Source organism: Haloechinothrix aidingensis, from assembly GCF_013450155.1.
Lineage (GTDB): Bacteria > Actinomycetota > Actinomycetes > Mycobacteriales > Pseudonocardiaceae > Haloechinothrix > Haloechinothrix aidingensis.
Map to the genome: position 1 here is coordinate 482,895 of NZ_JACCKD010000003.1, position 24,899 is coordinate 507,793.

Sequence of the window (24,899 nt, forward strand, 5' to 3'; positions counted from 1 at the left end):
CACGCGCGCGTCAGCTCAGGTCACCAGGCCCGCCTCCGGTGTGACGGAGAGCAGCCACGTCGCGACCAGCAGCCCTGGACCGTACGGGACACCGGCCCGCCACCTGCGTCCGCCGAGCAACGCCTGTCCTGCCGACAGTGCCAGCGTACCGGCCGCCGCCATGAGGGCCGCCAGTAACACGGCAGGCGGTCCGAGCACGCCGAGCACGGCCCCGAGCGCGCCGGCGAGCTTGACGTCACCCGCACCGAGTGACCGGGGACGTATCAGGTGGACCACCAGGTGCGCACCACCGAAGGCGATGCCGCCGAGCAGGGCACCAGTGACCGTGTCACCGGCACGGCCGGTCAGCGCCCACGGTGCCAGCGCCGTGGCCAGTACCGGGTAACTGGCGTAGGTGAGCACGTTGGGCAGGCGACGCTGCACCAGGTCCGTCGCGCCGAGCGCGACCGCCAGCACCGCGAGGGTCGACGGGACCGGCGACCACGCGAGCGGGAGGTGCCCGGTGGACCAGCGCATCGCGACAGCGGCCAGACCGGCAGCGGTAGCCACCTCACAGCATCCGGTGCGCAGCGCGGGCGGGTGCCGGATCCTGGCCAGCACGAACCGGATCCCCGCGCCGAGCAGGGCACCGCAGACCGCCGCTATGACGAGCATCGTCGTGGTCACCGGTGCACGGTCTCTCGCAGCCCGCAGCGGCGCCCGCCCGCGTACTGCACCGGAAGCGCCACCGGTGCGCCGGTCGGGCGCGCTCGACTCCCCCGGCCCCGTCCGCCTCACCCGGTGCGTACCGTAACGAGCATGCACAGCGTGAGCCAGATCGAGCAGTGGCCGGTCGACCACGCCGCGACAGCGGTGATCGCGCGGGACGGCGCCACTCTCGGCGCGCACGGCGATACCGCGCGCCGGTTCCCCATCGCGTCGGTGACCAAGCTGCTCACCGCGTACAGCACCCTGATCGCGCTGGAAGAGGGCGTCTTCGAGCTGGCCACTCTAGCGGGCCCGGAGGGCTCGACCGTGCGCGACCTGCTGGCGCACACCTCGGGGCTGGCTTTCAACGAGCACAAGGTCGTGGCCGAGCCGCGCACGAGGAGGCTGTACTCGAGCGCCGGTTTCGAGCAGCTCGCCGAAGCGCTGACCAAACACTCCGGCATCGACTTCGCCGACTACCAGCAGGAGGCGCTGCTCACGCCACTGGCCATGCGGGCAACGACACTGGACGGCTCGCCCGGTGCGGGAGCGACCTCGACCGTCGACGACCTGGCGTCCTTCGCCGCCGAGCTGCAGCATCCCCGCCTGATCGCCGCGGAAACGCTGGCGACCGCGACCTCGGTCGTCCGGCCCGGCCTCAACGGCGTGCTTCCCGGGTTCGGTCATCAGAAACCCAATGACTGGGGGCTGGGTTTCGAGATCCGCTCGCGGAAGGATCCGCATTGGACGGGTGCGGCCAGCTCACCACGCACGTTCGGGCACTTCGGCCAGTCCGGAACCTTCCTGTGGGTGGACCCGGACGCGGGCGTGGCCTGCGTGGCGCTGACCGACAGGGACTTCGGCCCGTGGGCCGTCGAGGCCTGGCCTGCGTACACCGACGCCGTGCTGGCCGAGTTGGCGTGAGTCCGGCGGCCACCGTCCGGATCGTCGACGCGGGCGAGCCGGCCGGACGGCACCCGGCCAGGCTGTATCGGTGCAGCCACACGCCTCGCCCTCTGGCCTTCCGCGGCTACGCGGAGGACAGTGAGAGTCACCAGCCTGCTGCGGGCATCTCGCTGGCACGAGAGTCGAGGAGGGCACCATGCGTGAGAAGCACTGGGCCGTCGAGATCACCATCGACGAGCATGAGGAACGCACCCGCGCACGGGCCAGATTGACCAGTGATCGCGACATCAACCTGACCGGGGTCGGGACGGCGAGACTCAACCCCGATGACCGCAACGTCCCCGAGATCGGGGACGAGCTCGCCGCGTCGCGCGCACTGTCCGACCTGGCACACCGGCTGCTCGACGTGACGGCAGACGACATCCAACGCGTGACACACCAGCCGGCCTACCTGTCGCTCTGAACAACGGGGACGTCGCTCACCCCGGCCCGGCGCCTGCGCCGCCTCACGTGTACACCCGCGGCCGCCGGGAGCGGGGGCGCGTGCGCTCAGGAAGCTGCCGGCGTCATCACCCTGATCGGGCTTCCTGCCTCGAACGCGGCGATGTCCTCCACAGCGTCCTGGTAGAAGACCCGGTACACGTCGTCGCAGACGTACCCGATGTGCGGGGTCAACACCGTGTTCGGGGCCGAACGCAGCGGATGGTCCGCCGGGAGTGGCTCGGTGCCGTAGACGTCCAGCGCAGCTCGGATGTGCCCGCGCCGCACGGCATCGAGCAGCGCGGCCTCATCCACGATCGGTCCACGCGAGGTGTTGACCAGCAAGGCGCCGGGTTTCATCCAGTCCAGCTCGCGCGCACCGAGCAACCCGCGGCTGCGGTCGCTGAGCACGAGGTGGATCGAGGCGACATCGGCGGTACCGAGCAGCTCCCCGAGCGACAGCGCAGTCGCCCCGTGCTCGCTCGCCCGTTCGGGGGTGAGGTTCTGGCTCCACGCGACGACGTTCATGCCGAACGCCTGACCGATCCGGGCCACCTCACCGCCGAGCCTGCCCAGCCCGATCAACCCGAGGGTCTTGCCCCGCAAGGCGGTGCCGACCGTGTGCTGCCACCCGCCTTCCCGCACGGACCGTTCCTCGCTCGGCACGTTGCGCGCCGCCGCCAGGATGAGCGCCCAGGTCGCCTCCGCCGTGGGATACGGCAGGTAACCGGTGCCGCAGACCGTGATCCCCGCCGCGTGCGCGGCGTCCAGGTCGATAGCCGCGTTGCGCTGACCGGTGCTGACCAGCAACTTCAGGTCGGGCAGGCTGTGCAGCACGCGCGCGGGAAACGGGGTGCGCTCTCGCATCGCCACGACCACATCGAACCCCTCGAGCGCTTCGATGACCCGATCGTGCCCACCGAGGGGCTCGGTGAACACCGTGATCTCGGCCTCCAGCGAATCCCAGTCGGCGAAGGAACGTGCGACATTCTGGTAGTCATCGAGGATCGCGATACGCATGATCGCCACGCTACCGTTCTCCGGACAACGGAAGCGGCACCGCGTCACCCGTCGCCTCACGCAGCGCGGCCCGCATCGCCTCGCGGGGCGCAGGCAACCCGGTGAACTGTTCCACCTGCCCGAACGCCTGATGCAGCAGCATGTCCAGCCCGGTAGCGATCCGGCCTCCGCGGGCGTGCACCGCATCGGCCAGCGGGGTCGGCCACGGGTCGTAGATTACGTCGACCACGCACGCGGCACGCGCCAGCGCCGCGGCGTGCGGTGCGGTTACGTCCGGGGGAACAGTGCTCACCAGCACCGCCGCCGAGCCGGCCAGACCGGAGAGGTCGGCCTCGTCGAGGCGGACCACCTCCGCGTGCAAGCCGGCTGTACGCGCGGCCGCCAGCGTCTCCTGTGCCCGCGCGGGCTCCCGCGCGACCAGCGTGACGTGCGAGATGCCGAGCTCGGCCAGGCCGACCACCGCGGCAGCCGCGGTGCCCCCCGCTCCGAGAACGACGCCGCTTCGCGCGGAGCTCCCCCCGGCGACGTCCGGCTGACCGCAGGCCGCGCGCACCGCGCCGACCACGCCGTCCACGTCCGTACAGTCGGCGAACCAGCGCGGTGTTCCATCGGGCCGTGCGGGCGAACGAACCAGGGTGTTCGCGGCTCCGACGGCGGCGGCGCGATCCGTGCACTCGCTCGCGAGCTCCAGCGCGGCACGCTTGCCGGGCATCGTCACCGACACGCCGACCCATTCCGGTCCCATGCCCCGGACCACGTCGGCGAGTGTGGCGGCATCCGCCTCGATCCGGTCATAGCTCCACTCCGCGAGCCCGAGGGCGTGGTAAGCAGCCCGGTGCAGCACCGGCGAGAGGGAGTGCTCGATCGGCTTGCCCAGCACTGCCGCCTTGCGCTCCTCATCGGCACCGGTGGCGTCAGAAGACCCCGCGGGCTTGCGCATCTCGCACGTTCTCCTTGTGTTCCTCGTAGGTGTCGGCGAAGCACGACAACCCGTTGTCCTCGCACTTGACGAAGAACTTCCACGTACCGTCTTCCGGGCTCAGTGCCGCCTGCAGTGCCTCCATACTCGGAGCCGAGATCGGGGTCGGCGGCAGGCCGGTATTGCGGTAGGTGTTGTACGGACCCGGCTTCGCGCGATCCTCCTCGGTGGTGCGCACATCCGGACGGTCCAGTACGTAGTTGACCGTCGAGTCCATCTCCAGGCGCATGTCCTCGTCGAGCCGGTTGTAGATGACCCGCGATACCCGTCCGAAGTCGTTCTCGACCGCTTCGTGCTCGATCACTGAGGCGATCGTGAGTACCTCGTACGGCTCGTAGCCGACATCCTCGGCGCTGCCAGGCAGGCCGGCGGCCTCCAGCTTGCGCGCCGAGGTCGTCAGCACCTCGGTCAGCAGCTCACGCGCTCCCCAGCTCGGGTCGACGTCGTACACGCCGGGCATCACCAGGCCTTCGAGCTTGCGCTCCGGGTCGACGTCGGCCACAGCGTCGGCCAGCCACTCCGGTGCGCCCAGCTCGGTCAGGTCCGTCTCCGTCGCAGCCTCACGCAGCTCCCGCGGTTCGACGCAGTCGCTCTCCCCGTTGAGATCCACACACGACGCCTCCGACATCCGGGTCAGTACGCCGCGCGTGACGGTGTCGTCGGAATGTGTGACGTCGTCGAGCTTGATGCCACCGCGGATCTGCAGGTTGCCGACACGCGCGTCCGGATCGGTGATGGCTTCGACGGCGTGCTCACCGGACATCCGCGTGCGCATCACGTAGTACCCGGGCTGGATCGCGTTGACATCGCCGTTGTCGTCACCGGCGACCACGAAAGCTCTGCTACTGGCGACCACATCGGCGCGCTCCAGCGTATCGGCGATCATCCGCACCGAGTCGCCTTCGGACACCTCGATGACCACCTCGTCGTCGCCCGACCCGCTGTAGTCGGCGTAGTTCATCCCGAGCAGGTCACGGGCGCCGTACCAGGCTCCCCACGCCATCAGGGCGATCAGACCGACCGCGAGCAACCAGCCCAGCGCCCGTCGGCCACCGTTCCCGCGTCGCGGTTCGTCATCGTGCGAGTACACACCGACATTGTCAGGGCCTGCCTGCCCCGAGTTCCAGCGATCGTCACTGCCGTGCTCGTCGAACAGGTCCGGCAAGCTGCCGGACGCGCTGCCCTCGACGCCAGGAAGTCCGCGGGTACGCGGGGCGCGCTCCTGCCGCTCGCCGCGCGCGCTCGGCCGCCGCTGCTGGGGCTTGTCGGGTTCGTCCCTACTCGCTCCACGCCGATTGATCGCACGTCTCCGTTCTCTCGCGCCGAACTGGTCGCTTATTCCTCGGACGAACCGGCCGGTTCGGAAGCCGCTCCGCCCGTGCCGGACCGGTCGATCCGTGCGGACCGCGCGTCCAGCCAACCCTGCAGGATCTCCACAGCGGCGGCCTGATCGACGACGGCACGTTGCTCCCGGGCGCTCATGCCACGGGACGACAGCATCCGCGACGCGCTCACCGTACTCAACCGTTCATCGGCCATCCGCACAGGCACCGGGGCGATCCGGTGCCGAACCAGGCCCGCATACCGGACGGCGTCCTCGGCCGCGGAACCGTGCCTGTCGGCCAGCGTGCGCGGGAGGCCGACGACCACCTCGACCACATCGTGCTCGGCGACGAGCTCGGCGAGCTGCGCGACGTCGGAGTCGTCCCTGGCGCTGCGCCGCAACGTCTGCAGCGGGCTGGCCAGCATCGGGCTCGGATCGCTCATCGCGACCCCGACCCGCACGGATCCCACATCGACGCCGATCCGCCGCCCCGGGCCGGGATCGTCCTCACCCGGCTTGTCCGGTCCTCGCGTCACCGCGTCGCCACCCCCGTCCGCACCGCGAACCGCGCCCGCGCGCTCATCCTGCCGTACCTCGCAGCTCCCGCTCGAGCGCACGAATCGCGTCACCGATCCCGGCCGGGTTCGAGCCGCCTCCCTGGGCCATGTCCGCCTTGCCGCCCCCGCGCCCGTCGACCGGGCCGCCCACGCTGCGCACCAGGTCACCGGCGACCAGGCCCTTGTCGCGAGCGGCCGGGGTGGTGCCGACGACGAAGCTCACCTTCTGCTCGTCGGCGACGAACAGCGCGACCACTCCGGGCCGCGACCCGAGCCGGTTACGTACCTCCGAGACCAGCGACCGCAACGCCTGCGCATCGACATCCTCGGTAATGGTGTCCGCGACGAGTGACACACCGTCGATGTCACGCGCGCCCTCGGCGAGGCTTCCTGCCGAGGCGAGCACCCGTTCCCTGCGCAGCCGCTCGACTTCCTTCTCCGCGTCGCGCAACCTGCCGAGCACGTCGGAGATGCGGTCCGGCAGCTGGTCGCTCGGCACCTTGAACGTGTTGGCGAGCTCGGAGACCAGCAACTGCTCCTTGCGCACGTGCCGGAGCGCGTCGGTGCCGACCAGCGCCTCGATCCGGTGTACACCCGAACCGATGGAGGAGTCGGACACCAGCTTGACCAGGCCCAGCTCACCGATCCGGTTGACGTGCGTACCGCCGCACAGCTCACGGGAGTAGTCGCCCATGTCGATCACACGGACCTGGTTACCGTACTTCTCACCGAACAACGCGATGGCGCCGAGCTCGAAGGCCTTGTCCTTGGACGTGACGTAGCTCGACACCTCGACGTTCTGCAGCAGGTAGTCGTTGACCTCCTCCTCGACCTCGCTCAACACGTCCGCCGAGACCGACCCCGGGGAGGTGAAGTCGAACCGCATCCGCCCGGGCGAGTTGAGCGAACCCGCCTGCGCGGCGCGCTGGCCATAGGCCCCGCGTACGGCGGCGTGCACCAGGTGTGTGGCCGAGTGGGATCGCGCGATGGACATCCGCCGTGCCTGGTCCACCGAGGCGGTCAGCTTGTCGTCGACACCGACATCGCCCGCGACGACCTCGACCGTGTGCACCGACAGTCCCGGTACGGCCTTCTGCACGTCCAGCACCGACACCTGCGCGCCCGCGCCGTAGAGCATGCCGGTGTCGGCGATCTGGCCGCCGCTTTCCGCGTAGAACGGGGTGCGGTCGAGGACCAGCTCACCACGCTGCCCCTCGCTCAGCGCGGGCACCGAGGCGCCACCCGACAGCAGCCCCACGACACGGCACCCCGCCTCCAGGTCGCTGTAGCCGAGGAACTCGGTCTCGCCGTGCTGATCGAGCACGGCGCGGTACTCGGAGAGATCCCCGTGCCCGCTCTTGCGTGTCGCCGCATCGGCCTTGGCCCGCTGGCGCTGCTCCTCCATCAGCGAGCGGAAGCCGTCCTCGTCCACCTCGAGTCCCTGCTCGGCTGCCATCTCCAGGGTGAGGTCGATCGGGAAGCCGTAGGTGTCGTGCAGCTGGAAGGCCTGGTCCCCGCCGAGCACGGTGGCACCCGACTGCTTGGCCCGTTCAGCGGCCATGTCGAAGATCTTCGACCCGGTGCTGAGGGTGGCCAGGAACGTGTCCTCCTCCATGCGCATCACATCGCTGATGCGCTCGAAGTCCCGTTCGATCTCCGGGTAGGACGGCGACATCGCGTCCCGGACGACGGCGGCGAACTCCGGCAGCACCGGCTCGTGCACGCCGAGCAGGCGCACCGAGCGCACGATCCTGCGCAGCAACCTGCGCAGCACGTACCCCCGCGCCTCGTTGCCAGGCGTCACGCCGTCACCGATGAGCATCACACCCGACCGAGCATGGTCGGCGATCACGCGGAACCGCACGTCATCGGCATGATTCTGGCCGTACGTACGGCCGGAGAACTTCTCGGCGGCCGCGATGACGGGGCGCACCAGATCGGTCTCGTAGACGTTGTCCACGCCCTGCAGCAGGAACGCGACCCGCTCGACGCCGAGGCCGGTGTCGATGTTCTTGCTCGGCAGCTCCCCCAGCACCGGGTACCCGTCCTTCGGGCTGCCGTCCCCGCGCATGTCCTGCATGAAGACCAGGTTCCAGATCTCCAGGTAGCGATCCTCGTCGACGACGGGGCCGCCCTCCTGGCCGTACTGCGGTCCTCGGTCGTAGTAGATCTCCGAACAGGGACCGCCGGGTCCGGCCACCCCCATGTCCCAGTAGTTGTCCTTGGCGTCGCGATACTGGATCCGCTCGGCGGGCAACCCCGCCACCTTCTGCCACAGCTCGGCCGACTCGGGGTCGTGCTCGTAGACCGTCGTCCAGATCCGCTCCGGGTCGAACCCGTAGCCGCCATCGGACTGCGGCTTGGTGACCAGGTCCCACGCCTGCTTGATGGCGCCTTCCTTGAAATAGTCGCCGAACGAGAAGTTGCCGGCCATCTGGAAGAACGTGTTGTGCCGCGTCGTCTTGCCGACCTCGTCGATGTCGCCGGTACGCACGCACTTCTGCACGCTGGTCGCGCGCGAGTACGGAGCGGGCACCTCGCCGAGGAAGTACGGCTTGAACTGGACCATGCCCGCGTTGACGAACAACAGGTTCGGGTCGTCGAGGATCAGCGATGCGCTGGGCACCCTGGTGTGATCGTTCGATTCGAAATGCCGGAGGAAACGTTCGCGTATCTCGTGTGTCTGCACGTCTGGGTCCTGTGTTGGTTCGGACACCGGTCGATCGCCGAACCGGTGTACAAGGCTCGTCGGGCTCGGTGCGGGGGTGGCGAAGGAGCCACGCCGGCTGTCGGGCGGCGCCTCAGTCCTCCGCCGACCGCGCTCGCCGGTACTGCCCGGCCGCCGCGGCACGCCCGCTGTCGCGATCCGTGTGGCGGCCGGACGAGCCCGCCACGACGCCCGCGGCTCGGGAGGCCCTGCCGGAGGGACTGTCGAACAACTCGCCCAGTTCGAGCTCTCGCTCGCTCATCCCGGCCCGGACGTCGGCACCGAATGCACCCACGGCCGCGGCCAGCTCACGCACGGCCTCGCCTACATTCGAGGCTAACCCCGCCGGAGTCGCTTGACGAGCGGTCTCGTTCGCCTTCCTGCACACGACGAAGCCTGCGGAGAACCCCAGACCGAACCAGAACAGACGCTTCATCGCTTCGATCCTTTCCGTCCGCTGCGCGCGTGCTTACCTTGCTCGCCACGGGCACGCCGCGCGCGGATCGCCTTGGTGATGCCGTAGGACAGCGCTGCCGCCTTGACAAGGGGGCTGCCAAGGGTCGCGGTGAAGACCGAGGACAGCGCCGTCGCATTGCTGGAGACCTGCTGCACGTTCGCCGTGACGCCGTCCACCCGCTCCAGCTGGGTGTTCACGTGCGTGATCGTGTCGTTGGCGCCGTGCATCAACGGATCAGAGTTCTCGTGCGCCTTGCGGATGGCGATGGTCGCCTCGTCGAGCGTGCGGCCGAGTTTGATCAGGGGGATCGCCAGCAGAACCACGAGCAGCACGAATGCGCCTGCGGCGACAAGCACTGCGACCTGTTCCGGCGACACGGGCCCTCCTTGTGAGCGGTAGGTTGGATGGGCCACAGGCTACCGCGCATCGCCTCCTGCCCACCGGTGGCCCCGCCCCGCCGTGCCGACGACCCGTCGCACCGGCACGCGAAGCGGCTCACCGGCCGCGGATGGTACGCCGCAGGCGTGGCAGGCGCTCGGCGATCGCGCGCTCCGCGCCGCGCGTCGTCGGCGTGTAGTAGTCCGTGTCCGCCAGCTCGTCCGGCGGGTACTGCTGCTCGAGCACGCCTTCGGGCACGCTGTGCGGGTAGGCGTACCCCTGCGCGTTGCCCAGCCGCGCGGCACCGGCGTAGTGCCCGTCACGCAGGTGCGGCGGGACCGGACCGATCTTGCCAGCACGCACGTCGGCCAGCGCGGCGTCGATCCCGGCGATCACGGCGTTCGACTTCGGTGCCATCGCCAGGTGAACCGTGGCCTGGGCGAGGGAGAGCCTTCCCTCGGGCATCCCGATGAACTGCACCGCGTCCGCGGCGGCGACGGCCGCCTGCAACGCTGTGGGGTCGGCCATGCCGATGTCCTCGCTGGCGTGCACCACGAGGCGTCGCGCGATGAACCGGGGATCCTCCCCTCCCTCGATCATGCGTGCCAGGTAGTGCAGCGCGGCATCCACGTCCGAACCGCGGATCGACTTGATGAACGCGCTGATGACGTCGTAGTGCTGGTCACCGTCCCGGTCGTAGCGCACCGCGGCCCTGTCCACGCAGGCCTCCACCGTGCCAAGGTCGATCGTGACGTCACCGGCCGAGCGCGCGCCGTCGGCGGACGCTTCCAGCGCGGTCAGCGCGCGACGCGCGTCACCGGCGGCCAGCCGCACGATATGGTCGGCAGCCTCACTGGAAAGTGTGAACTCGCCCGACAGGCCCCGATCCTCGCGCAACGCCCTGTCCACCAGCCCGCGCACATCGTCGTCGTCCAGAGTGCGCAGCTGCAACACGAGTGAGCGGGACAGCAGCGGGGACACCACCGAGAACGACGGGTTCTCCGTCGTCGCGGCGACCAGGAGCACTGTCCCGTCCTCCACCGCGCCGAGCAGGGCATCCTGCTGTGTCTTGGAGAACCGGTGCACCTCGTCGATGAACAGCACGGTGTCCTCGGCGGCGTGCGAGCGCCGTCGCCGGGCCTGGTCGATGACCCCGCGGACCTCCTTGACCCCGGAGGACAGCGCGGACAGCGCCACGAACCGCCGTCCGGTGGCACCGGCCATGAGGTAGGCGATGGTGGTCTTACCGGTTCCCGGCGGCCCGAACAGCAGTACCGACGCGGGCGCGCCGCCTTCCACGAGCCTGCGCAGCGGAGCGCCCTCGGTCAGCAGATGGTCCTGGCCGACGACCTCGTCCAGCGTGCGGGGTCGCATGCGTACGGCCAGCGGCGCGCCGGCATCGCCCCCGTCGTTCCCGTCCGGTCCCGGGCCGGGATCGCCGGCGTCCCGGCCGGCTTCTGGGTTCACCACGAACAGCTCGTCCTGCACATCGCCCACGCTACCGCGCCGCCACCCACCCGTGTCGGGCGTTCGAACACCGCGAGTCGGGCCCTCCGGCAGGCCGTGTTGGTCACACACCGATGAGAATCGGTCCGCTCGGCAGTCGTCACCCACGAGACGGGGTCGCTCGGGACCCCGTCACAGCCGACACCGCTACGGAGGTACGCACAGATGCTCGACATCGAACCGGCCGCTCGACGTATGACCCGACTCTTCGACGCCGTCACCGACGACCGGCTCGCCGATCCCACGCCGTGTGTGGACTACACCCTCGGAGACCTCCTCGCCCATGTCAGCGCACTGTCTGTCGCCTTCGCCGCCGCGGCGGCGAAATCCACCGGCCCGGAGGCGTCCGCGCCGCCCGCTCCGGACGCGGCACACCTCGGCGGCGACTGGCGCAGTCGCGTTCCGGCCGAGCTCACCGACCTGGTGGCTGCCTGGCAAGCACCCGGGGCCTGGGAGGGGATGACGCGAGTCGGCGGGCTCGACCTGCCGGGTGAGGTGGCAGGCAGGGTCGTGTTGACCGAGCTCGTCATTCACGGCTGGGACGTCGCACGTGCTACCGACCGGCCCTACGACGGCGATCCCACGTCGCTCGAGGAGTCCATCACGTTCGTAGCCGAGATGGCTGCCGCGGACAACGGGTCCGAGAGCCCGTTCGGCCCCCCGGTCGCTGTCGCCGACGACGCGCCCCTTCTGGACCGGCTTATCGGGCTGAGCGGGCGGGATCCGCACTGGAGCGCGCCTCGACACGCCTCCGCGCGCGACGCGCGGTGATCACGCAGCCACCCAACACCCGGCTACGACACGGTAGCCGGCACGCCCGACACAGCATGCCCGCTCGCCCGACACAGCGTGCCCGCAGGCCCGACGCGACCTCAGCGGCCGAGCACCTTGGCAAGCGCGCCGAGTACCGCTTCTGCGCGGTCGAGGCGCGCGTTGTGGCCCATCAGGCCGATCCGCCAGACGCTGGCGGCATACGGCCCGACGCCTGCACCGATCTCGATTCCGTACTCCTCGAGCAGCTGGGTCCGCACCTTCGCGGAGTCGACACCGTCGGGGACACACACGGTGGTCAGCTCCGGCAACCGGTGCCCCTCCGCGGCGAACAGCTCCAGGCCCATCGCACGCAGGCCGTCGGCCAACCGCTGCCCGGCCGATGCGTGCCGGGCATACACCTCACCGAGCCCTTCGTCGAGGATGCGTCCCAGACCGGCGTGCAGGGAGGCGATCATCGCGGTCGGCGCGGTGTGGTGGTAGACCCGTGCCCCGCCCTCGGTACCGGAGACGTAGTTGCCGATCAGGCCGAGGTCCAGGTACCAGGTCGGGGGTGAGGCCACCCTGCTGTGCCATGCCCGCTCGGACACCGTGAACGGCGCGAGCCCCGGAGCGACGCCGATGCACTTCTGGGTACCGGCATAGGCGAGGTCGACACCCCACTCGTCGATCTCCACCGGGATACCGGCGATCGAGGTCACGCAGTCGGCAAGCACAAGCGCGGCATCGTCCCGCTCGTGCACGGCCCGTGCCAGCGACCCGATGTCGCTACGCACGCCGGTCGATGTCTCCGCGTGGACCGCACCGACCAGGCGCGGCCGCGGGTGCGCGTCGAGCACGCGCTGCACGTCGATGGGCCGGCCCCAGTCGTGGTCCACGCGGACGACCTCGGCGCCGTACCGCCCGGCCACGTCCACCATGCGCTCACCGAACAGCCCGTTCACCGCGATCACCACGACATCGCCGGGGCGCACGGTGTTGGCGAAGGCCGCCTCCATACCGATCGAGCCGGTACCGGACAGCGGCAGGGTACGCGGGTTCTGCGTCCCCCACACGGTCCGGAGCCTGTCATTGGTCTCGTCGAGCAGCGTCAGGAACTCCGGGTCGAGATGCCCGAGCAACGGCTGGGAAAGCCCCTGGGAGGCCTCCGGGTACGGGTTCGATGGACCAGGACCGAGCAGCAGACGATCAACCAACATACACACGACCGTACTGCCTCCGATCCCACCGGCATGAGCCCCACCGCATCGAGATGTGACATCCGTCCCTTCGACGCGGTGGGGCTTGCGATCGGGGCCGGCGTCTAGCCGATCGTCGCCGACGACGAGCCGACGCGTTCACCATCGGCGTCGATCGCCCGTATCCAGTACGTACCCGAGCTCGCGCCGGTGTCGACGTAGCTCATCACCTCGCGCTCCCACGGCTCGGGCCCGTACCACGGCCGGGAGGGGACCGGGTCCGTCACGTGGATGGGTTCCGGCGTGCCCGCTCGCATCACCTCGTAGTGCATCTCGCCGTTCTGCGCGTTCCAGATGGCAGGCCACGTCAGCTTCACGCCACCGTCGACGCTGTCGAGCTCCGGTGCCCGGAACGGCCACTGGGGTCCGTTGTTCCGCGCGCCGTCCACCCCGCGAGCTGCGAAGCGGGTCAGCGACTGTTGCCGGTGACTGTCGCGGGAATGCGTGTTGACCGCGGTGAAGTCGCCACCGACCACGACGTAGTCCTCGGTCGCGTCGATGGCCCATGTGCCGTTGTTGATGAGCGTGTCGGACTTGCCGGCGTTGGTGTTGGGAAACCACGGCAGGATCTCGGGAATCGGGTCGCCCGCGCTGACGAGCGTGTGGTCGCGGGGCGCGGTACGCACCGCATCCTTGGTCTGGGCCAGCATGCGGAAGTGCCGGAAGTCGGCACCCCGCTCCGGGATCGCTTCGACCGCCCAGCAGTCATGCGCGTGGGTCACGCTGTAGAGCACCTCGTCGGTAACAGCCATGCGCATCGAGTCACCCAGGCAGCCATCCCACCAGTGCTCCGTGCCGCTGGAGATGTCCACCGACATACGGCCCTCGAAACGTTGCTCACCTCCGCCGTGCCGGAAGTCCAGCGCACTGATCCATGCGGTGTCGGATCCGTCCGAGACGATGTCGGTCACGATCGGCGTCCCGGCAGGCGGTTGCGCCTGCCAGGCGACGCTGTCGCCGCTCGTGGCATCGACCGCGGCCATGCTGCGCTTCGTGGAGCCGTTGACCTCGTCGAATCCGCCACCGATGAGCACTCGGTCCAGGTCGGGCCTTGCCAGTACCGCCCACACCTCCCGGTTGGCCGCCGGTGCCCAGTCGAGCAGGTTGCCCTCGTGGTCGACAGCGGCCAGCCGGGTCCGGGACGTGCCGCCGACACTGGTGAACCCGCCGCCGAAGTACACGGCGTCCTCACCGACCGACAGCGCCCGCACGCGCCGGTTGGTCGGTGGTGGGTCGAACGAGGTCAACTCCCCCGAGCCGGCGTCGAACGCGGCGATGCGGGACCGCCACGTGCCGTCCATCCGATCGAAGTCACCGGCCACGTAGACGTGCTCGCCCGCGGGGTCGGTCTCGATCCGGAAGACCGAGTCGCAGATCCACCTGTCGTTTCCGGTGTCCCTGCACCAGGAGCTCAGCCCGGGATCTCCCGAGGAGAACTCGCTGCCGAACGCGGTGGGACCCCAGTCCAGTAGTTCACCGGTGTGCAGGTCGAACGCCATCAGATTGCGGCGTGGCACCTCGTGCTCGCCGGGCGCGGCCCCTGCCGGCCGGGCGTGGTCGAACCGCCCACCCGCGTAGACGGTGTCGCCGACGATCTCGACGTCGAACACGATCCCGTCGGTCTGCGGGGTCGGAAGTCCACCGGCCGTGACCGGCTCGGGTAATGCGGTATCGGCCGTCGCGGTCGTCGTCGGGGTCAACATCGCGGCCCCGACAAGGACCGCGGCGCCCCCGCAGAACAGCCTTCTCCGAAGTGACATACACCGGTTCCTCACGTAACTGTCGGTCTCGCTGCGGGCGGGTGTCGGGATCTGTGCCGGGCAACGTGAACTACCCCTATTTGTATAGGTAGGACTCACACGGCAATTCGTTACATCCGCCCCAACTCGGACAGACTACATACCGCGTCACCCACGCGCGTGAACCGTGAGGCTTTCGCGCGTGCTCAGTGGAAAGCGGGGTACAAACCGAGCTCGATACCCGGGCCGAACCGGTCGTCCAACGCCTGCGCCACCCGTTCGGCGTGCTCGGCGATGCCAGCGAGCCCGAGCCGGCCGGCCTGGTTCGCCAGTTCCTGCCAGCACCACCGCACGGCTGCCGGGCGTTGCGCCCCGGCGGGCACCGGCTCCTCGAGCAAACCGGGAAGTACCCGCACGCTCTGCGACCACACGCAGATGAGCTGGCTGTCCAGCAACCCCTCGGCCAGCGCCTCGTGATCGTCCAGGCCCGGCCACACACCGGTAACCTCGGCGCTCCACGCCGCGACCATCGCCTCGCTCATGCCGGGCGGCAGTGCCAGCGCGCCCTCCCAGAACGCGAACGGCGCCCGCAGGTGCGCGACATCGATCAGCGCGTTACGCATGCACCCGTGCTCGAAATCCAGGAACCGCACTCCGTCCTCGGTGACGAGGTTGTTCTCCGGCGACAGGTCGGTCGGCGAGAACGCGCGGTACTCCTGCGAGGTCGCCCACGCTGCCGCGCGGTGCACGCGCTTGATGACCTGGTCCGGGGTGTCCACCAGCAGGTGCTCGCGCAGCAGATGGGTGAGCCGGTCACACGTGACAGGCAAGGCCTCGCCCTGCTGGTCGTTCTTGGCGCCGAGGCGCCGCAGCAGCGCGTTGAAGTCCGGTTCCCGGCCCGCTGTCGTCGCGTGCATCCGGCCAAGGGTGCGAGCCCAGGACAGCAGCGTGCGCTCCGCGGTGCGCGAGTCGTGCTCGGCGAGCCTGGCTTCGAGTGTCGGCGCGACACCCAGGTCTTCCAGTACCAGCACGCGGCGGGAACCGTCGTGCGCGATCAGCTCCGGGCATACCCGGTCCTCCGGCGAGAGCGCGGTGAACAGCTGGTAGCTGGCCGACTCGGTCGCGAACGGGTCCAGTTGCTCGTCGAACTCCTCGGGGTAGTGCTTGATCACGAGTGTGCGGGGCAGCTCGAACGGCGAGGAGTCCACCTTCGCGCGGACCACGGAGGCCGGCCCGCTGCCATGCAGGTCCTCGGGATCGATCAGCGTGATCTGCGCACCGAAACGCTGTGCCAGCACGGACTCACCGGCAGCGACTACTGCCCCCAGCTTATCGGCGGCGGCTCCATTGCCGGCGCGCTCGTCCCCGGCGGAGGAGGTGTGCACGCTCATCGCAACGCAGCCTACTAGCGACGGACTCAGCGAGACCAGCTACCGGCAGCCGCGGGTATGAAGCGATACCGTTACGTTGTCGAAGACTACGCGCGCGGAGGTGCCGAGCGATGGAGCGCCCGACGTCGGTGGATCGTGACCGTGACGAGGAGGGTCGGGCACACAACTCCCGGCCCCGGGACGGGCTGGGCCGCCCACTGCCCTACGGATCGGAAGGCGTGGAACGCCAGCCGGAGGGGATCGAGCGCACTCCCGACCAGGCCGTCGACGACGCGCAGCGGCTGCTCGACGCGGGCATGCCGTTCCACGCGCACGAGGTGTTCGAGGACGCCTGGAAATCCGGGCTCGACCCGGATCCCATGCTGTGGAAGGGCCTGGCGCAGCTCGCTGTCGGACTCACGCACGCCGCGCGCGGCAACCTCGTCGGCGGTGCCCGGTTGCTCCGGCGTGGCGCGGAGAACATCCAGCCGCACGCCGTGAGCGCGCCGCACGGCCTAGCCGTCTCCGACTTGCTCGGCTGGGCGAACCAGCTGGCCGGCGAGCTGGACGCGGGCCACGGGGTCGACTCGGCGGCCGAACGCGCCCCGAGACTGCGCGGTGGTGGGAGCCGAACGTGACATCGGGCGCCTTCTAAGAACCCGGTGTCACCTCCGGCTCCTTCCGGCCGAGCCCGGGTGATGGGAGCCGAACGTGACATCGGGCGCCCTCTAGGAACCCGGTGTCACATTCGGCTCCTACCCGCAGGGGTGTGCGGGTTACTCCTCGGGGGCGGGCTTGGATGTCCCTGCGTGGGGTGCCGAGCCTTTGGGGGTGGCGTCCACGCCGGTTTCCTTGCGCTGCTCGGCGGTGATCGGAGTGGGCGCCCCGGTGAGCGGGTCGTAGCCGCCACCCGTCTTGGGGAACGCGATGACGTCGCGCAGCGACTCGGCTCCGGCAAGCAGCATCACGATGCGGTCCCACCCGAACGCGATCCCACCGTGCGGTGGGGCCCCGTACTGCAGGGCATCCAGCAGGAACCCGAACTTCTCCTGCGCTTCCTCGGCGGAGATCCCCATCAGGTCCAGCACCCGCCGCTGCACGTCCGGCCGGTGAATACGGATCGATCCCCCGCCGATCTCGTGACCGTTGCACACGATGTCGTAGGCGGCCGAGAGGGCGTTACCCGGATCCGAGTCGAACTTGTCCTCCCACTCCGGGGTCGGCGCGGTGAAGGCGTGGTGTACCGCCGTCCACTCGCCCGTGCCCACGGCCACGTCGTCGGTCTGCCCTGCCGGTTCGAACAGCGGTGCGTCGACCACCCACACGAACGACCACTCGTTCTCCCCGATAAGGTCGAGCATCCGCCCGATCTCGCCGCGCACGGCCGCGAGCAGACCGCGCGCCTCGGCGGGCTGCCCGGCCGCGAAGAACACGCAGTCACCCGGCCCGGCGCCGACCGCGTCGGCGAGTCCCGCCCGCTCGTGCTCGGCCAGGTTCTTCGCGACCGGCCCGCTGAGCGTTCCGTCCTCGCCGATGAGCACATAGGCCAGCCCCTTCGCACCGCGCTGCTTGGCCCAGTCCTGCCAGGCATCGAGCTGCCGGCGGGGCTGGCTCGCCCCACCCTCCATCACGACCGCACCGACGTACGGTGCCTGGAACACGCGGAACGGTGTCGCCTCGAAGAAACTCGTCAGGTCCGTCAGCTGCACGCCGAAACGCAGGTCCGGTTTGTCCGTACCGTATTTCGCCATCGCGTCGGCGTAGCTGATCCGCGGGATCGGCGTGGGGACCTCGTGCCCGATCAGGCGCCACAGCGCGGCGATGACCTCTTCGGACAGCGCGATCACGTCATCCTGCTCCACGAAGCTCATCTCGATGTCGAGCTGCGTGAACTCGGGCTGCCGGTCCGCGCGGAAGTCCTCGTCCCGGTAGCAACGCGCGATCTGGAAGTACCGTTCGATCCCGCCCACCATCAGCAACTGCTTGAACAGCTGCGGCGACTGTGGCAGGGCGTACCACGAGCCGGGCTTCAAGCGGGCCGGGATCACGAAGTCGCGCGCGCCCTCTGGAGTGGACCGCGTCATCGTCGGCGTCTCGACCTCGACGAACTCCCTGCTGTGCAGCACCTCCCGCGCGGCGCGGTTGACCTCACTACGCAGCCGCATCGCGCTCGCCGGACCGCCGCGCCGCAGGTCCAGGTAGCGATGCCGCAACCGCACCTCCTCGCCGACCTCCAGCCGGTCGTCGATCGGGAACGGGAGCGCATCCGACTCGGCGAGTACCTCGAGCTCGGTGGCGAGTACCTCGATCGCGCCCGTGGCGATCTCGGGATTCTCGTTCCCGTCCGGACGCACGGACACCTCACCCGTGACCCGCACGCAATACTCGGCACGCAGGTCGTGCGCGCGTTCTGCCATCTCACCCTCGCGGAACACGACCTGCGCGACTCCAGAGGCATCGCGCAGGTCGATGAAGATCACGCCTCCGTGATCGCGCCGACGCGCTACCCACCCGGCCAGGCTGACGGTCTGACTGGTGTGCTCGGCACGCAGGGTGCCCGCGTCATGAGTTCGAAGCACTGAGCTGCTCACTCTCGTTACGAAATTCGGCCGGACGGTCTAGGTCAGGCTAACGAACCGCTGACCAGGTCCAGCGTCCGGCCACCGCGCGACGTCGCACGACATACCGGCCGATGACTAGTTACCCTAGGTAATTATCTCGTCGCTACACGGCTATCGGATTTTCACCCACAAGTGTCTTCTTTTACAGCACGCAATCAACCGACGTCATATAGCAATAGTCACTGGCATAATCGGGATATGGCACATCATGCGATGGTGTTCCGGGCACTGATCTCCTGCCCTGCGGATATCGAGCTCGACGACATCCGCGCCATCCAGGCTGCCATCACGCGTTGGAACGTCCTGCTCGGTGAGCGGTTCGGATCGATCGTGATCCCTGTGCAGTGGAGCGAGCACGCCGCGGCTGCGTTCGGCGCCCCACCCCAGGAGATCGTGAACGAGCAGCTGGTCGAGACCGTCGACCTGGCGATCGCCGTGCTGTGGACACGGCTCGGTGCGCCGACCCCTGACGCGGAGTCGGGCACCGTTGAGGAGATCAACAGGATCTCCGCAGCAGGAAAACCGGTCAGCGTGCTGCGCTGCGCGCGCCCTGTCGACTGGGCATCCCTGGACTCCGGCCAGCTCACCCGCCTCGATCAGTACCTCACCGAACTCAAGACGCATGCCTTGATCCTCAAGTACGCCGACACGGGTTCCCTTGCGACGCAGATCGACACGATTCTCACCAGGCTCGTCACTCATGAGCCCGGACGGCTGGACAGCGGTCTCTCCGGGAGCGGAAACGGGCCACTGCCCGCACCCCGGGAGGCCTCGGCCGAGGAGAAGCACGAGATGCCACGCGGCCAGTCATACGGGCATTCCGACCCCGACGCCTCGTCGCAGTACCTCTGACTCGCCGCGGCACGCCAGCTCGGGTCACAGCAGCGTGAGCTGCTCGCCGGTGTCCGGGTCCACGCGTTCCGGTCGTCCGGCGTCGTCCTGCGCGCGACCGCTCCCGTCTCCCCGCAGTCCGTACCTGCGCGCGGCTCGCCGGACCCGCGTGGTGACCGTTTCCTGATAGCTCTTCGGCGCGTACGCCCCGCGCCGGTAGAGCTGCGCGTAGTAGTCGTACAGCCCCGGGTACCAGCGGGCGAGCCAGGCGAAGTACCACTCCCGCGCGCCGGGACGCAGGTGCAGCACGATCGGGGTAACTCCGGTGGCACCGGCGGCCGCGATCTCGGCGACCGTCGCCTCGATCTGCTCCTCGGTGTCGGTCAGGCCGGGCAGGATCGGTGCCATCAATACCGAACAGCCGATCCCCAGGTCGGCGAACCGGCGTACGACATCCAACCGCCGCTGGGGACGTGGTGTACCCGGCTCCACGGACCGCCACACCTGCTCGTCCAGCGAACCGACCGATACGGCGAGAGACACCGGAGCCTGCCGCGCAGCCTCGGCGATCAGCGCGGCGTCCCGCAGGATCAGGCTGCCCTTGGTCAGGATGGAGAACGGGTTGGCGAAGTCACGAAACGCCCCGATGATCTGCGGCATGAGCCGGTACCGTCCCTCGGCGCGCTGATACGGGTCGGTGTTGGTGCCCATCGCGATCGGCTCGCCGCACCACCTGGGGTGCGCGAGCTCCTTGCGCACCAGCTCCCCCGCATTGACCTTCACCATGATCTTGGTGTCGAAGTCGTGCCCCGAGTCCAGGTCCAGGTACTCATGCGTGCGACGCGCGAAGCAGTTGTGGCTCACCACGCCGTCGGCGAGGAAGTCCCCGGTGCCGGTGGTGATGTCGTAGAGTGCGCGCTCCTCGCCCGTGTCCACGATCGAGACGATCTCGAGCCGGGCCTCCGGCCTGATCGCGGCATCGTCGATGCCTCGCTTACCGGTTACGGCCGGATCCGTCGTGTGGAAGAAGCGCAGCCGCTCCCGAGGCCCGCCGGTGAGCCGGACCACCCGCATGGACGGCCGGTCGGCGCACCCCTCCACGGTGTAGTCGAAGCCGAAACACTTCAGACCCAGACAGACCTCCGTGATGATCTCGTCGTCGGTACTCCAGACCCGGACCACTCCACCCGAACAGCTGCCCTCGGAGTCGAAGATCCCGGCGAGAAACCCTTTGCGCCAGTCGTCGCACGGCGCGACGGGCTTGCGCACGAGGTCGCGGACGCGCACGGGCGCGATACGCCGCGCGCTCGACGTGGCCGCTCGCCGGTCGACCGTCGCCGCGGCCACGTCGAACCGATCGGTACGCACGCCGAACGAGGAGAGGTAACGTGCCGTACGGCTCAGCGCCTCGTGGTCGTCCGAGGCGAGACGGAAACGGTAACCGCGCTCGTCATCCGCGGAGCCTCCCGCGCGGGTATGGCTGTACTCCCCGGGCGCAGCAGCACCGTCGGCGACCCCGCACAGGTAACCCCGCCGGTAGGTCTCGGTGTCCTCGGGGCCGCACGCGTACCGGCCGGTACCGACCAGGGTGTCGCCTTCCATGAGGTACGGACGCCGCTGTCGACCGGCCGTACCGCCTGTGACGTGCTTCCACCCGCTGCTGGTCAGGAACCGGTGATCGCCGCCTGCGACGAGAGTGGTGCCGTCCGCGAGGGTGACCCGGTACGCGCGGTCGACCGTCGCCCAGTGCGCCAGCACCGGTGTCGCTGTGTAACGCAGGTGGTCGCCTACTCGCCGCGTCCCGTAGACCCGATCGCCGACGCGGATCGAGGACAGGCGTTCGGTCCGGCCATCAGCCATGAGGATGGGCGTATCCCCCGACAGGCAGTACACGCAGGCGTGACTGCAGCCGCGGTACGGGTTCACCGTCCAGCGGAACGGCACCGCGGACTCCCCGGGCACGCGATTGATGATCGACCGCGCACGAATCTCCACCGCGACCGCATCGGACTCGTCCCCGGAGACGACCGGGCCCGATCCGGGGGCACCCAGCCCCGCCCGGCCCGTTCCTCTTTCGACCGGTTGCCGAACCTCACTGATGTCCAGCAACGCCCCATTGTCAGTACCTTCTCTCAACTGTTCCCAGCGCACACCCTTATTCGAACACGAGTTCGACATCACGTCCAGCTCCGACACGCGGCACGAGACATGCGACACTGCGCGGCATGAGCTACCGGGTCGGCACCACACGCCCGCTGTCCGGCACGGCCCGACGCTTCGTGCCGCTACTGCTCATCGGGCTCGGTGCGGCCCTCCTCGCGGCCGTCGTGGTGGCGGTCGTGCTCGATCGCTCCTCGGCCGGCCGCACCGAGAGCACGGCGGCGACCGTCGTTGAGGTCACCGAGCGCACCACCCGGACGCGCGACACCGACGGGCAGAACCGCACCACGATCACGTACTGCCCGACAGTCGAGTACACAGTGGACGGTGAACCGTTCAGTCACGAGTCCGGCATCTGTACCGGCTCACAGGAGGGCAACGAGGTCGGCGACGAGGTCACCGTCAACTACGACCCGGACGACCCCTCGGACGCCGCGCTCGACTCGTGGGCGCACAGGTGGCTCGCCCCGCTGATCGTGGGCGGTGCCGGTGCGCTGTTCGCGCTCGTCGGATCCATCCTGCACGCCGCCGCACGAACCGGCACGCTCACCAGCCCGGCGGAGTCGGGCACCGGCACGCGGCACGGTCCGGCGCAGGGCCCGGAACCGGCGTTCCACCGGCCCGACTTTCCCGCCGCCCGGGAGGGAACGGTCGGCTACGACGCAGCGGCTGTCGACACGCTCATCGGGCACATCGAACACGCCTACCGCCAGATCGCAGGCGGCCGACCACCCGACCTCACCGCGCACGATCTCGAGAACCACCAGCTGGCCACCACCGACACCCCCGGAAGCGGTTACGACACCGCGACCGTGGAGATGTACCTGACGTCGGTGCGCGGCGATCTGGAGCGGGTCCTGGGGCACTGAACGCGCCGCCGTACGGCAACCGGTGAACGGCGATGCGGCGCCGGTACTCCACGCCGTGCGCGCGGAGGGGTAGGTCCCCTGCATGCGCCCGCTGCCGCGTGCAGGAAGATTACCGGCGTGGCACGACACCAGAGCGGCAACCAACCCGACCGAGTACGGCGGAGCCGGGCCGCCCCCGAGGAGGAGACCGGCCCGATCCAGCGCGTGCCGGAGCGGTCCGGCCCGGGCGCGGCACACACCGGCCCGCGGCACGACGGGCACGCGCACGGAACCGGCGATGCCGGTGGGCATGCCCACGCGCATGCCCACGGGCCTGCCACGCCGGCCCCGCCGCGTGTCCGCAGTCTGCTGACCGCGCTGCTCGTGCCGTTCGCGCTCGCCGCGATCGTCGGTATGGTACTGCTCTACCCGTTCGGAGACGAGCTACCCGGCGATGAGGCGCTGACCGGGACGCCGGTCAACGCCGACGTGGTCGCCGTCGCCGAGAGCAGCTGTACCCCGCAAGGCGACGTGGACGTCGACACCGGCGGGGGCGAGCCCACCGGACAGGGCTGCGTGGCAGTCGATATCGAGCTCACCGAAGGTCCGGCTGCGGGGAGCACGATCACCAAGACGGAGCCGGTCGGTCCCGGACGTCCCCGGTTCGCCCCGGGTGACGCGATCGTGCTCGAGTACCACGGCGCCGCGCCGGAGCAAGCCGGGTCGTACCAGGTCGTCGACTTCCAACGCGGAACCCCGCTGCTCGTGCTCGCGGGCGCCTTCGCGCTGGCCGTACTGCTACTCGGACGGTGGCAGGGCGCGCGGGCGCTGCTCGGACTCGGCCTGAGCTTCGTGGTGATCGCGCTGTTCATCCTGCCCGCGATCCTCGCCGGACAGGACCCCGTCCTGGTCGGCATCGTCGGCGCAGGGGTGATCATGTTCCTGACGCTGTACCTGTCCCACGGCCTGTCCGCACGGACCTCCGTGGCCGTACTCGGCACGTTGGTCAGTCTCACCCTCATCGGGGTCATCTCGGCGGTCTTCTCCGAGCTGAACCACCTGACCGGCCTGGACGAGCCCACGTCCACCCTGATCGGCACGCTCGGCGGCGGGATCGACGCCCGCGGCCTCCTGCTCGCCGGGATCGTGATCGGGGCGCTCGGGGTTCTCGACGACGTCACGGTCACGCAGTCCAGCGCGGTTTGGGAACTACGCCACGCCAACCCCGCGCTCAGCTGGCGCCAGCTGTACGCTGCCGGGTTGCGCATCGGTCGCGACCATGTGGCCGCCTCGGTCAACACTCTGGTCATGGCCTACGCGGGTGCCGCGCTTCCCGTCCTGCTGTACTCGGCGATCTCCGGTGTCGGGATGGGTTCGATCCTGGGCTCGCAGGACATCGCGCAGGAGATCGTCCGTACGCTCGCGGGCAGCATCGGCATCGTCGCCGCCGTCCCGGTCACCACCGCGCTCGCCGCGCTGATCGTCACCGCCGCGCCGGCTGGCACCGGCACCGATACTCACTCGCACGAGGCACGGGCGTAGGCCGCGGGCGAGGTTCCCACCGACGCCGTGAAGTCGCGAACGAGATGTGCCTGGTCGGAGTACCCCAGATCCGACGCCAGCCGTGCCCAGTGCACGTGTGTCCCGCGCGCCGCCATCTCCGCGGCGTCGTAGAGCCGGTACCTGCGGATCAGCCACTTCGGACCGATGCCGACGTGGTCGACGAACCGGCGTTGCAGCGTACGCACCGTCGTACCGGCCAGCCCGGCCACCTCGTCCACGCGGCGAATCGACCAGTCACCGGCGACACGCTCGGCGAGCCGGACGGTGTCCTCACACGGCTGGGTGTCGCCCGGTACGAGGTCGCGAAGCCACGCGTCGACAGCCTCGGGCGTCGGCTCGGGGAGCTCGGCGCGGAAGACGTCGGCGGCCGGGACCACCCGGTCGGTCAATGACACCATCGGCGCGCGCAGGAACGCCCGGAAGCCCGCGGGACGGAACATGATGCCCAGCGCGCGGCCTCGCCCTTCGAGCACACGGGTGAACAGGCGGGTCCGCACGCCGTGCACGGCGGCCGGTCCGTCCCCGAGCACGACGTTGGCCACCGGATGCACCAGCACGTGTTGCTCGTGCCGCTCCCCCGGCGGCAGGTCCCAGACCACCTCCCAGTACCGGTCCACGAAGCGGGCCGCCGCCGGAGACGGCTCGTGGCGCGTCAGTGAGAACCGCCGCAGCCCGGTCGCCGGGTACAGGATGCCCCGGGTGTCCCGATCGACCTGCTCGACCACGAGACCCAGCGTAGCGCGTCGCGTTTCTCCAA

Annotated in this window: 22 protein-coding genes; 7 read left to right on the forward strand and 15 right to left on the reverse strand. The window is 69.7% G+C overall.

The window, feature by feature from the left end:
- Positions 1 to 15: 15 nt before the first annotated feature.
- On the reverse strand, positions 16 to 666 hold the full coding sequence (locus H0B56_RS10620) for a prepilin peptidase (protein ID WP_180892799.1): 651 nt from the start codon (positions 664 to 666) through the stop codon (positions 16 to 18).
- A 132-nt stretch (positions 667 to 798) separates the two neighbouring features.
- On the opposite strand from H0B56_RS10620, the gene H0B56_RS10625 reads away from it, so the two are divergent.
- Both H0B56_RS10625 and H0B56_RS10630 read left to right on the forward strand, forming a co-directional pair.
- A complete protein-coding gene (locus tag H0B56_RS10625) occupies positions 799 to 1,611 on the forward strand; it encodes a serine hydrolase domain-containing protein (RefSeq protein ID WP_180892800.1) in 813 nt (270 codons plus the stop codon).
- Between the two features lie 178 nt (positions 1,612 to 1,789).
- A complete protein-coding gene (locus H0B56_RS10630) occupies positions 1,790 to 2,056 on the forward strand; it encodes a DUF1876 domain-containing protein (protein ID WP_180892801.1) in 267 nt (88 codons plus the stop codon).
- 86 nt (positions 2,057 to 2,142) lie between these two features.
- Here the strand turns inward: H0B56_RS10630 and H0B56_RS10635 are convergent, their stop codons facing one another.
- From H0B56_RS10635 to H0B56_RS10670, 8 genes are all read right to left on the reverse strand, one after another.
- Complete coding sequence (locus H0B56_RS10635) at positions 2,143 to 3,093, reverse strand: D-2-hydroxyacid dehydrogenase family protein (protein ID WP_180892802.1); 951 nt, start codon at positions 3,091 to 3,093, stop codon at positions 2,143 to 2,145.
- 10 nt (positions 3,094 to 3,103) lie between these two features.
- Positions 3,104 to 4,033 carry a shikimate dehydrogenase gene (locus H0B56_RS10640; RefSeq protein ID WP_180892803.1) on the reverse strand — a complete coding sequence of 310 codons (930 nt, stop codon included), beginning with the start codon at positions 4,031 to 4,033 and terminating at the stop codon, positions 3,104 to 3,106.
- Positions 4,008 to 5,162, reverse strand: a complete 1,155-nt coding sequence (gene mltG / locus H0B56_RS10645; protein ID WP_180892804.1) for an endolytic transglycosylase MltG — start codon at positions 5,160 to 5,162, stop codon at positions 4,008 to 4,010. The genes H0B56_RS10640 and mltG overlap by 26 nt, the downstream gene beginning before the upstream one ends.
- 245 nt (positions 5,163 to 5,407) lie before the next feature.
- The gene (gene ruvX / locus H0B56_RS10650; RefSeq protein WP_180892805.1) at positions 5,408 to 5,932 is read right to left on the reverse strand and encodes a Holliday junction resolvase RuvX; all 525 of its coding nucleotides are present in this window, start codon (positions 5,930 to 5,932) and stop codon (positions 5,408 to 5,410) included.
- Between the two features lie 43 nt (positions 5,933 to 5,975).
- A complete protein-coding gene (alaS, locus tag H0B56_RS10655) occupies positions 5,976 to 8,642 on the reverse strand; it encodes an alanine--tRNA ligase (RefSeq protein WP_180892806.1) in 2,667 nt (888 codons plus the stop codon).
- Between the two features lie 112 nt (positions 8,643 to 8,754).
- Complete coding sequence (locus H0B56_RS10660; protein ID WP_180892807.1) at positions 8,755 to 9,096, reverse strand: hypothetical protein; 342 nt, start codon at positions 9,094 to 9,096, stop codon at positions 8,755 to 8,757.
- Positions 9,093 to 9,494, reverse strand: a complete 402-nt coding sequence (locus tag H0B56_RS10665; protein ID WP_180892808.1) for a DUF948 domain-containing protein — start codon at positions 9,492 to 9,494, stop codon at positions 9,093 to 9,095. The genes H0B56_RS10660 and H0B56_RS10665 overlap by 4 nt, the downstream gene beginning before the upstream one ends.
- Positions 9,495 to 9,612: 118 nt before the next feature.
- Positions 9,613 to 10,983 (reverse strand): replication-associated recombination protein A, encoded by a 1,371-nt coding sequence (locus H0B56_RS10670; protein WP_343063842.1) that lies wholly within the window; start codon positions 10,981 to 10,983, stop codon positions 9,613 to 9,615.
- 183 nt (positions 10,984 to 11,166) lie between these two features.
- Between H0B56_RS10670 and H0B56_RS10675 the strand changes: the two genes are divergently transcribed.
- Positions 11,167 to 11,772, forward strand: a complete 606-nt coding sequence (locus tag H0B56_RS10675) for a TIGR03086 family metal-binding protein (protein WP_180892809.1) — start codon at positions 11,167 to 11,169, stop codon at positions 11,770 to 11,772.
- A gap of 101 nt (positions 11,773 to 11,873) precedes the next feature.
- Here H0B56_RS10675 and H0B56_RS10680 read toward each other — a convergent pair whose 3' ends face one another.
- The 3 genes from H0B56_RS10680 to H0B56_RS10690 form a co-directional block, all read right to left on the reverse strand.
- Entirely contained in the window at positions 11,874 to 12,971 is a 1,098-nt protein-coding gene (locus tag H0B56_RS10680; protein WP_180892810.1) for a pyridoxal-phosphate-dependent aminotransferase family protein, read from the reverse strand.
- 104 nt (positions 12,972 to 13,075) lie between these two features.
- Complete coding sequence (locus H0B56_RS10685; RefSeq protein ID WP_219632560.1) at positions 13,076 to 14,770, reverse strand: hypothetical protein; 1,695 nt, start codon at positions 14,768 to 14,770, stop codon at positions 13,076 to 13,078.
- A gap of 185 nt (positions 14,771 to 14,955) precedes the next feature.
- Complete coding sequence (locus H0B56_RS10690) at positions 14,956 to 16,140, reverse strand: phosphotransferase (RefSeq protein WP_180892811.1); 1,185 nt, start codon at positions 16,138 to 16,140, stop codon at positions 14,956 to 14,958.
- A gap of 110 nt (positions 16,141 to 16,250) precedes the next feature.
- On the opposite strand from H0B56_RS10690, the gene H0B56_RS10695 reads away from it, so the two are divergent.
- A complete protein-coding gene (locus H0B56_RS10695; protein ID WP_180892812.1) occupies positions 16,251 to 16,757 on the forward strand; it encodes a DUF309 domain-containing protein in 507 nt (168 codons plus the stop codon).
- Between the two features lie 138 nt (positions 16,758 to 16,895).
- Here the strand turns inward: H0B56_RS10695 and aspS are convergent, their stop codons facing one another.
- Positions 16,896 to 18,698, reverse strand: a complete 1,803-nt coding sequence (gene aspS, locus H0B56_RS10700) for an aspartate--tRNA ligase (protein WP_180892813.1) — start codon at positions 18,696 to 18,698, stop codon at positions 16,896 to 16,898.
- 240 nt (positions 18,699 to 18,938) lie between these two features.
- Here aspS and H0B56_RS10705 point away from each other — a divergent pair, with 240 nt between their 5' ends.
- Positions 18,939 to 19,592: a hypothetical protein gene (locus H0B56_RS10705; RefSeq protein ID WP_180892814.1), complete on the forward strand. Its 654-nt coding sequence runs from the start codon at positions 18,939 to 18,941 to the stop codon at positions 19,590 to 19,592.
- Positions 19,593 to 19,616: 24 nt separating this feature from the next.
- Here H0B56_RS10705 and H0B56_RS10710 read toward each other — a convergent pair whose 3' ends face one another.
- Positions 19,617 to 21,680: an intein-containing Rv2578c family radical SAM protein gene (locus H0B56_RS10710; protein WP_219632561.1), complete on the reverse strand. Its 2,064-nt coding sequence runs from the start codon at positions 21,678 to 21,680 to the stop codon at positions 19,617 to 19,619.
- A gap of 116 nt (positions 21,681 to 21,796) precedes the next feature.
- On the opposite strand from H0B56_RS10710, the gene H0B56_RS10715 reads away from it, so the two are divergent.
- Positions 21,797 to 22,600: a DUF3592 domain-containing protein gene (locus H0B56_RS10715; RefSeq protein WP_180892816.1), complete on the forward strand. Its 804-nt coding sequence runs from the start codon at positions 21,797 to 21,799 to the stop codon at positions 22,598 to 22,600.
- A 117-nt stretch (positions 22,601 to 22,717) separates the two neighbouring features.
- The gene (locus H0B56_RS10720) at positions 22,718 to 24,121 is read left to right on the forward strand and encodes a YibE/F family protein (protein WP_343063843.1); all 1,404 of its coding nucleotides are present in this window, start codon (positions 22,718 to 22,720) and stop codon (positions 24,119 to 24,121) included.
- Here the strand turns inward: H0B56_RS10720 and H0B56_RS10725 are convergent.
- Positions 24,097 to 24,867 carry a DUF6597 domain-containing transcriptional factor gene (locus tag H0B56_RS10725; RefSeq protein WP_180892817.1) on the reverse strand — a complete coding sequence of 257 codons (771 nt, stop codon included), beginning with the start codon at positions 24,865 to 24,867 and terminating at the stop codon, positions 24,097 to 24,099. The genes H0B56_RS10720 and H0B56_RS10725 overlap by 25 nt on opposite strands.
- Positions 24,868 to 24,899 lie beyond the last annotated feature (32 nt).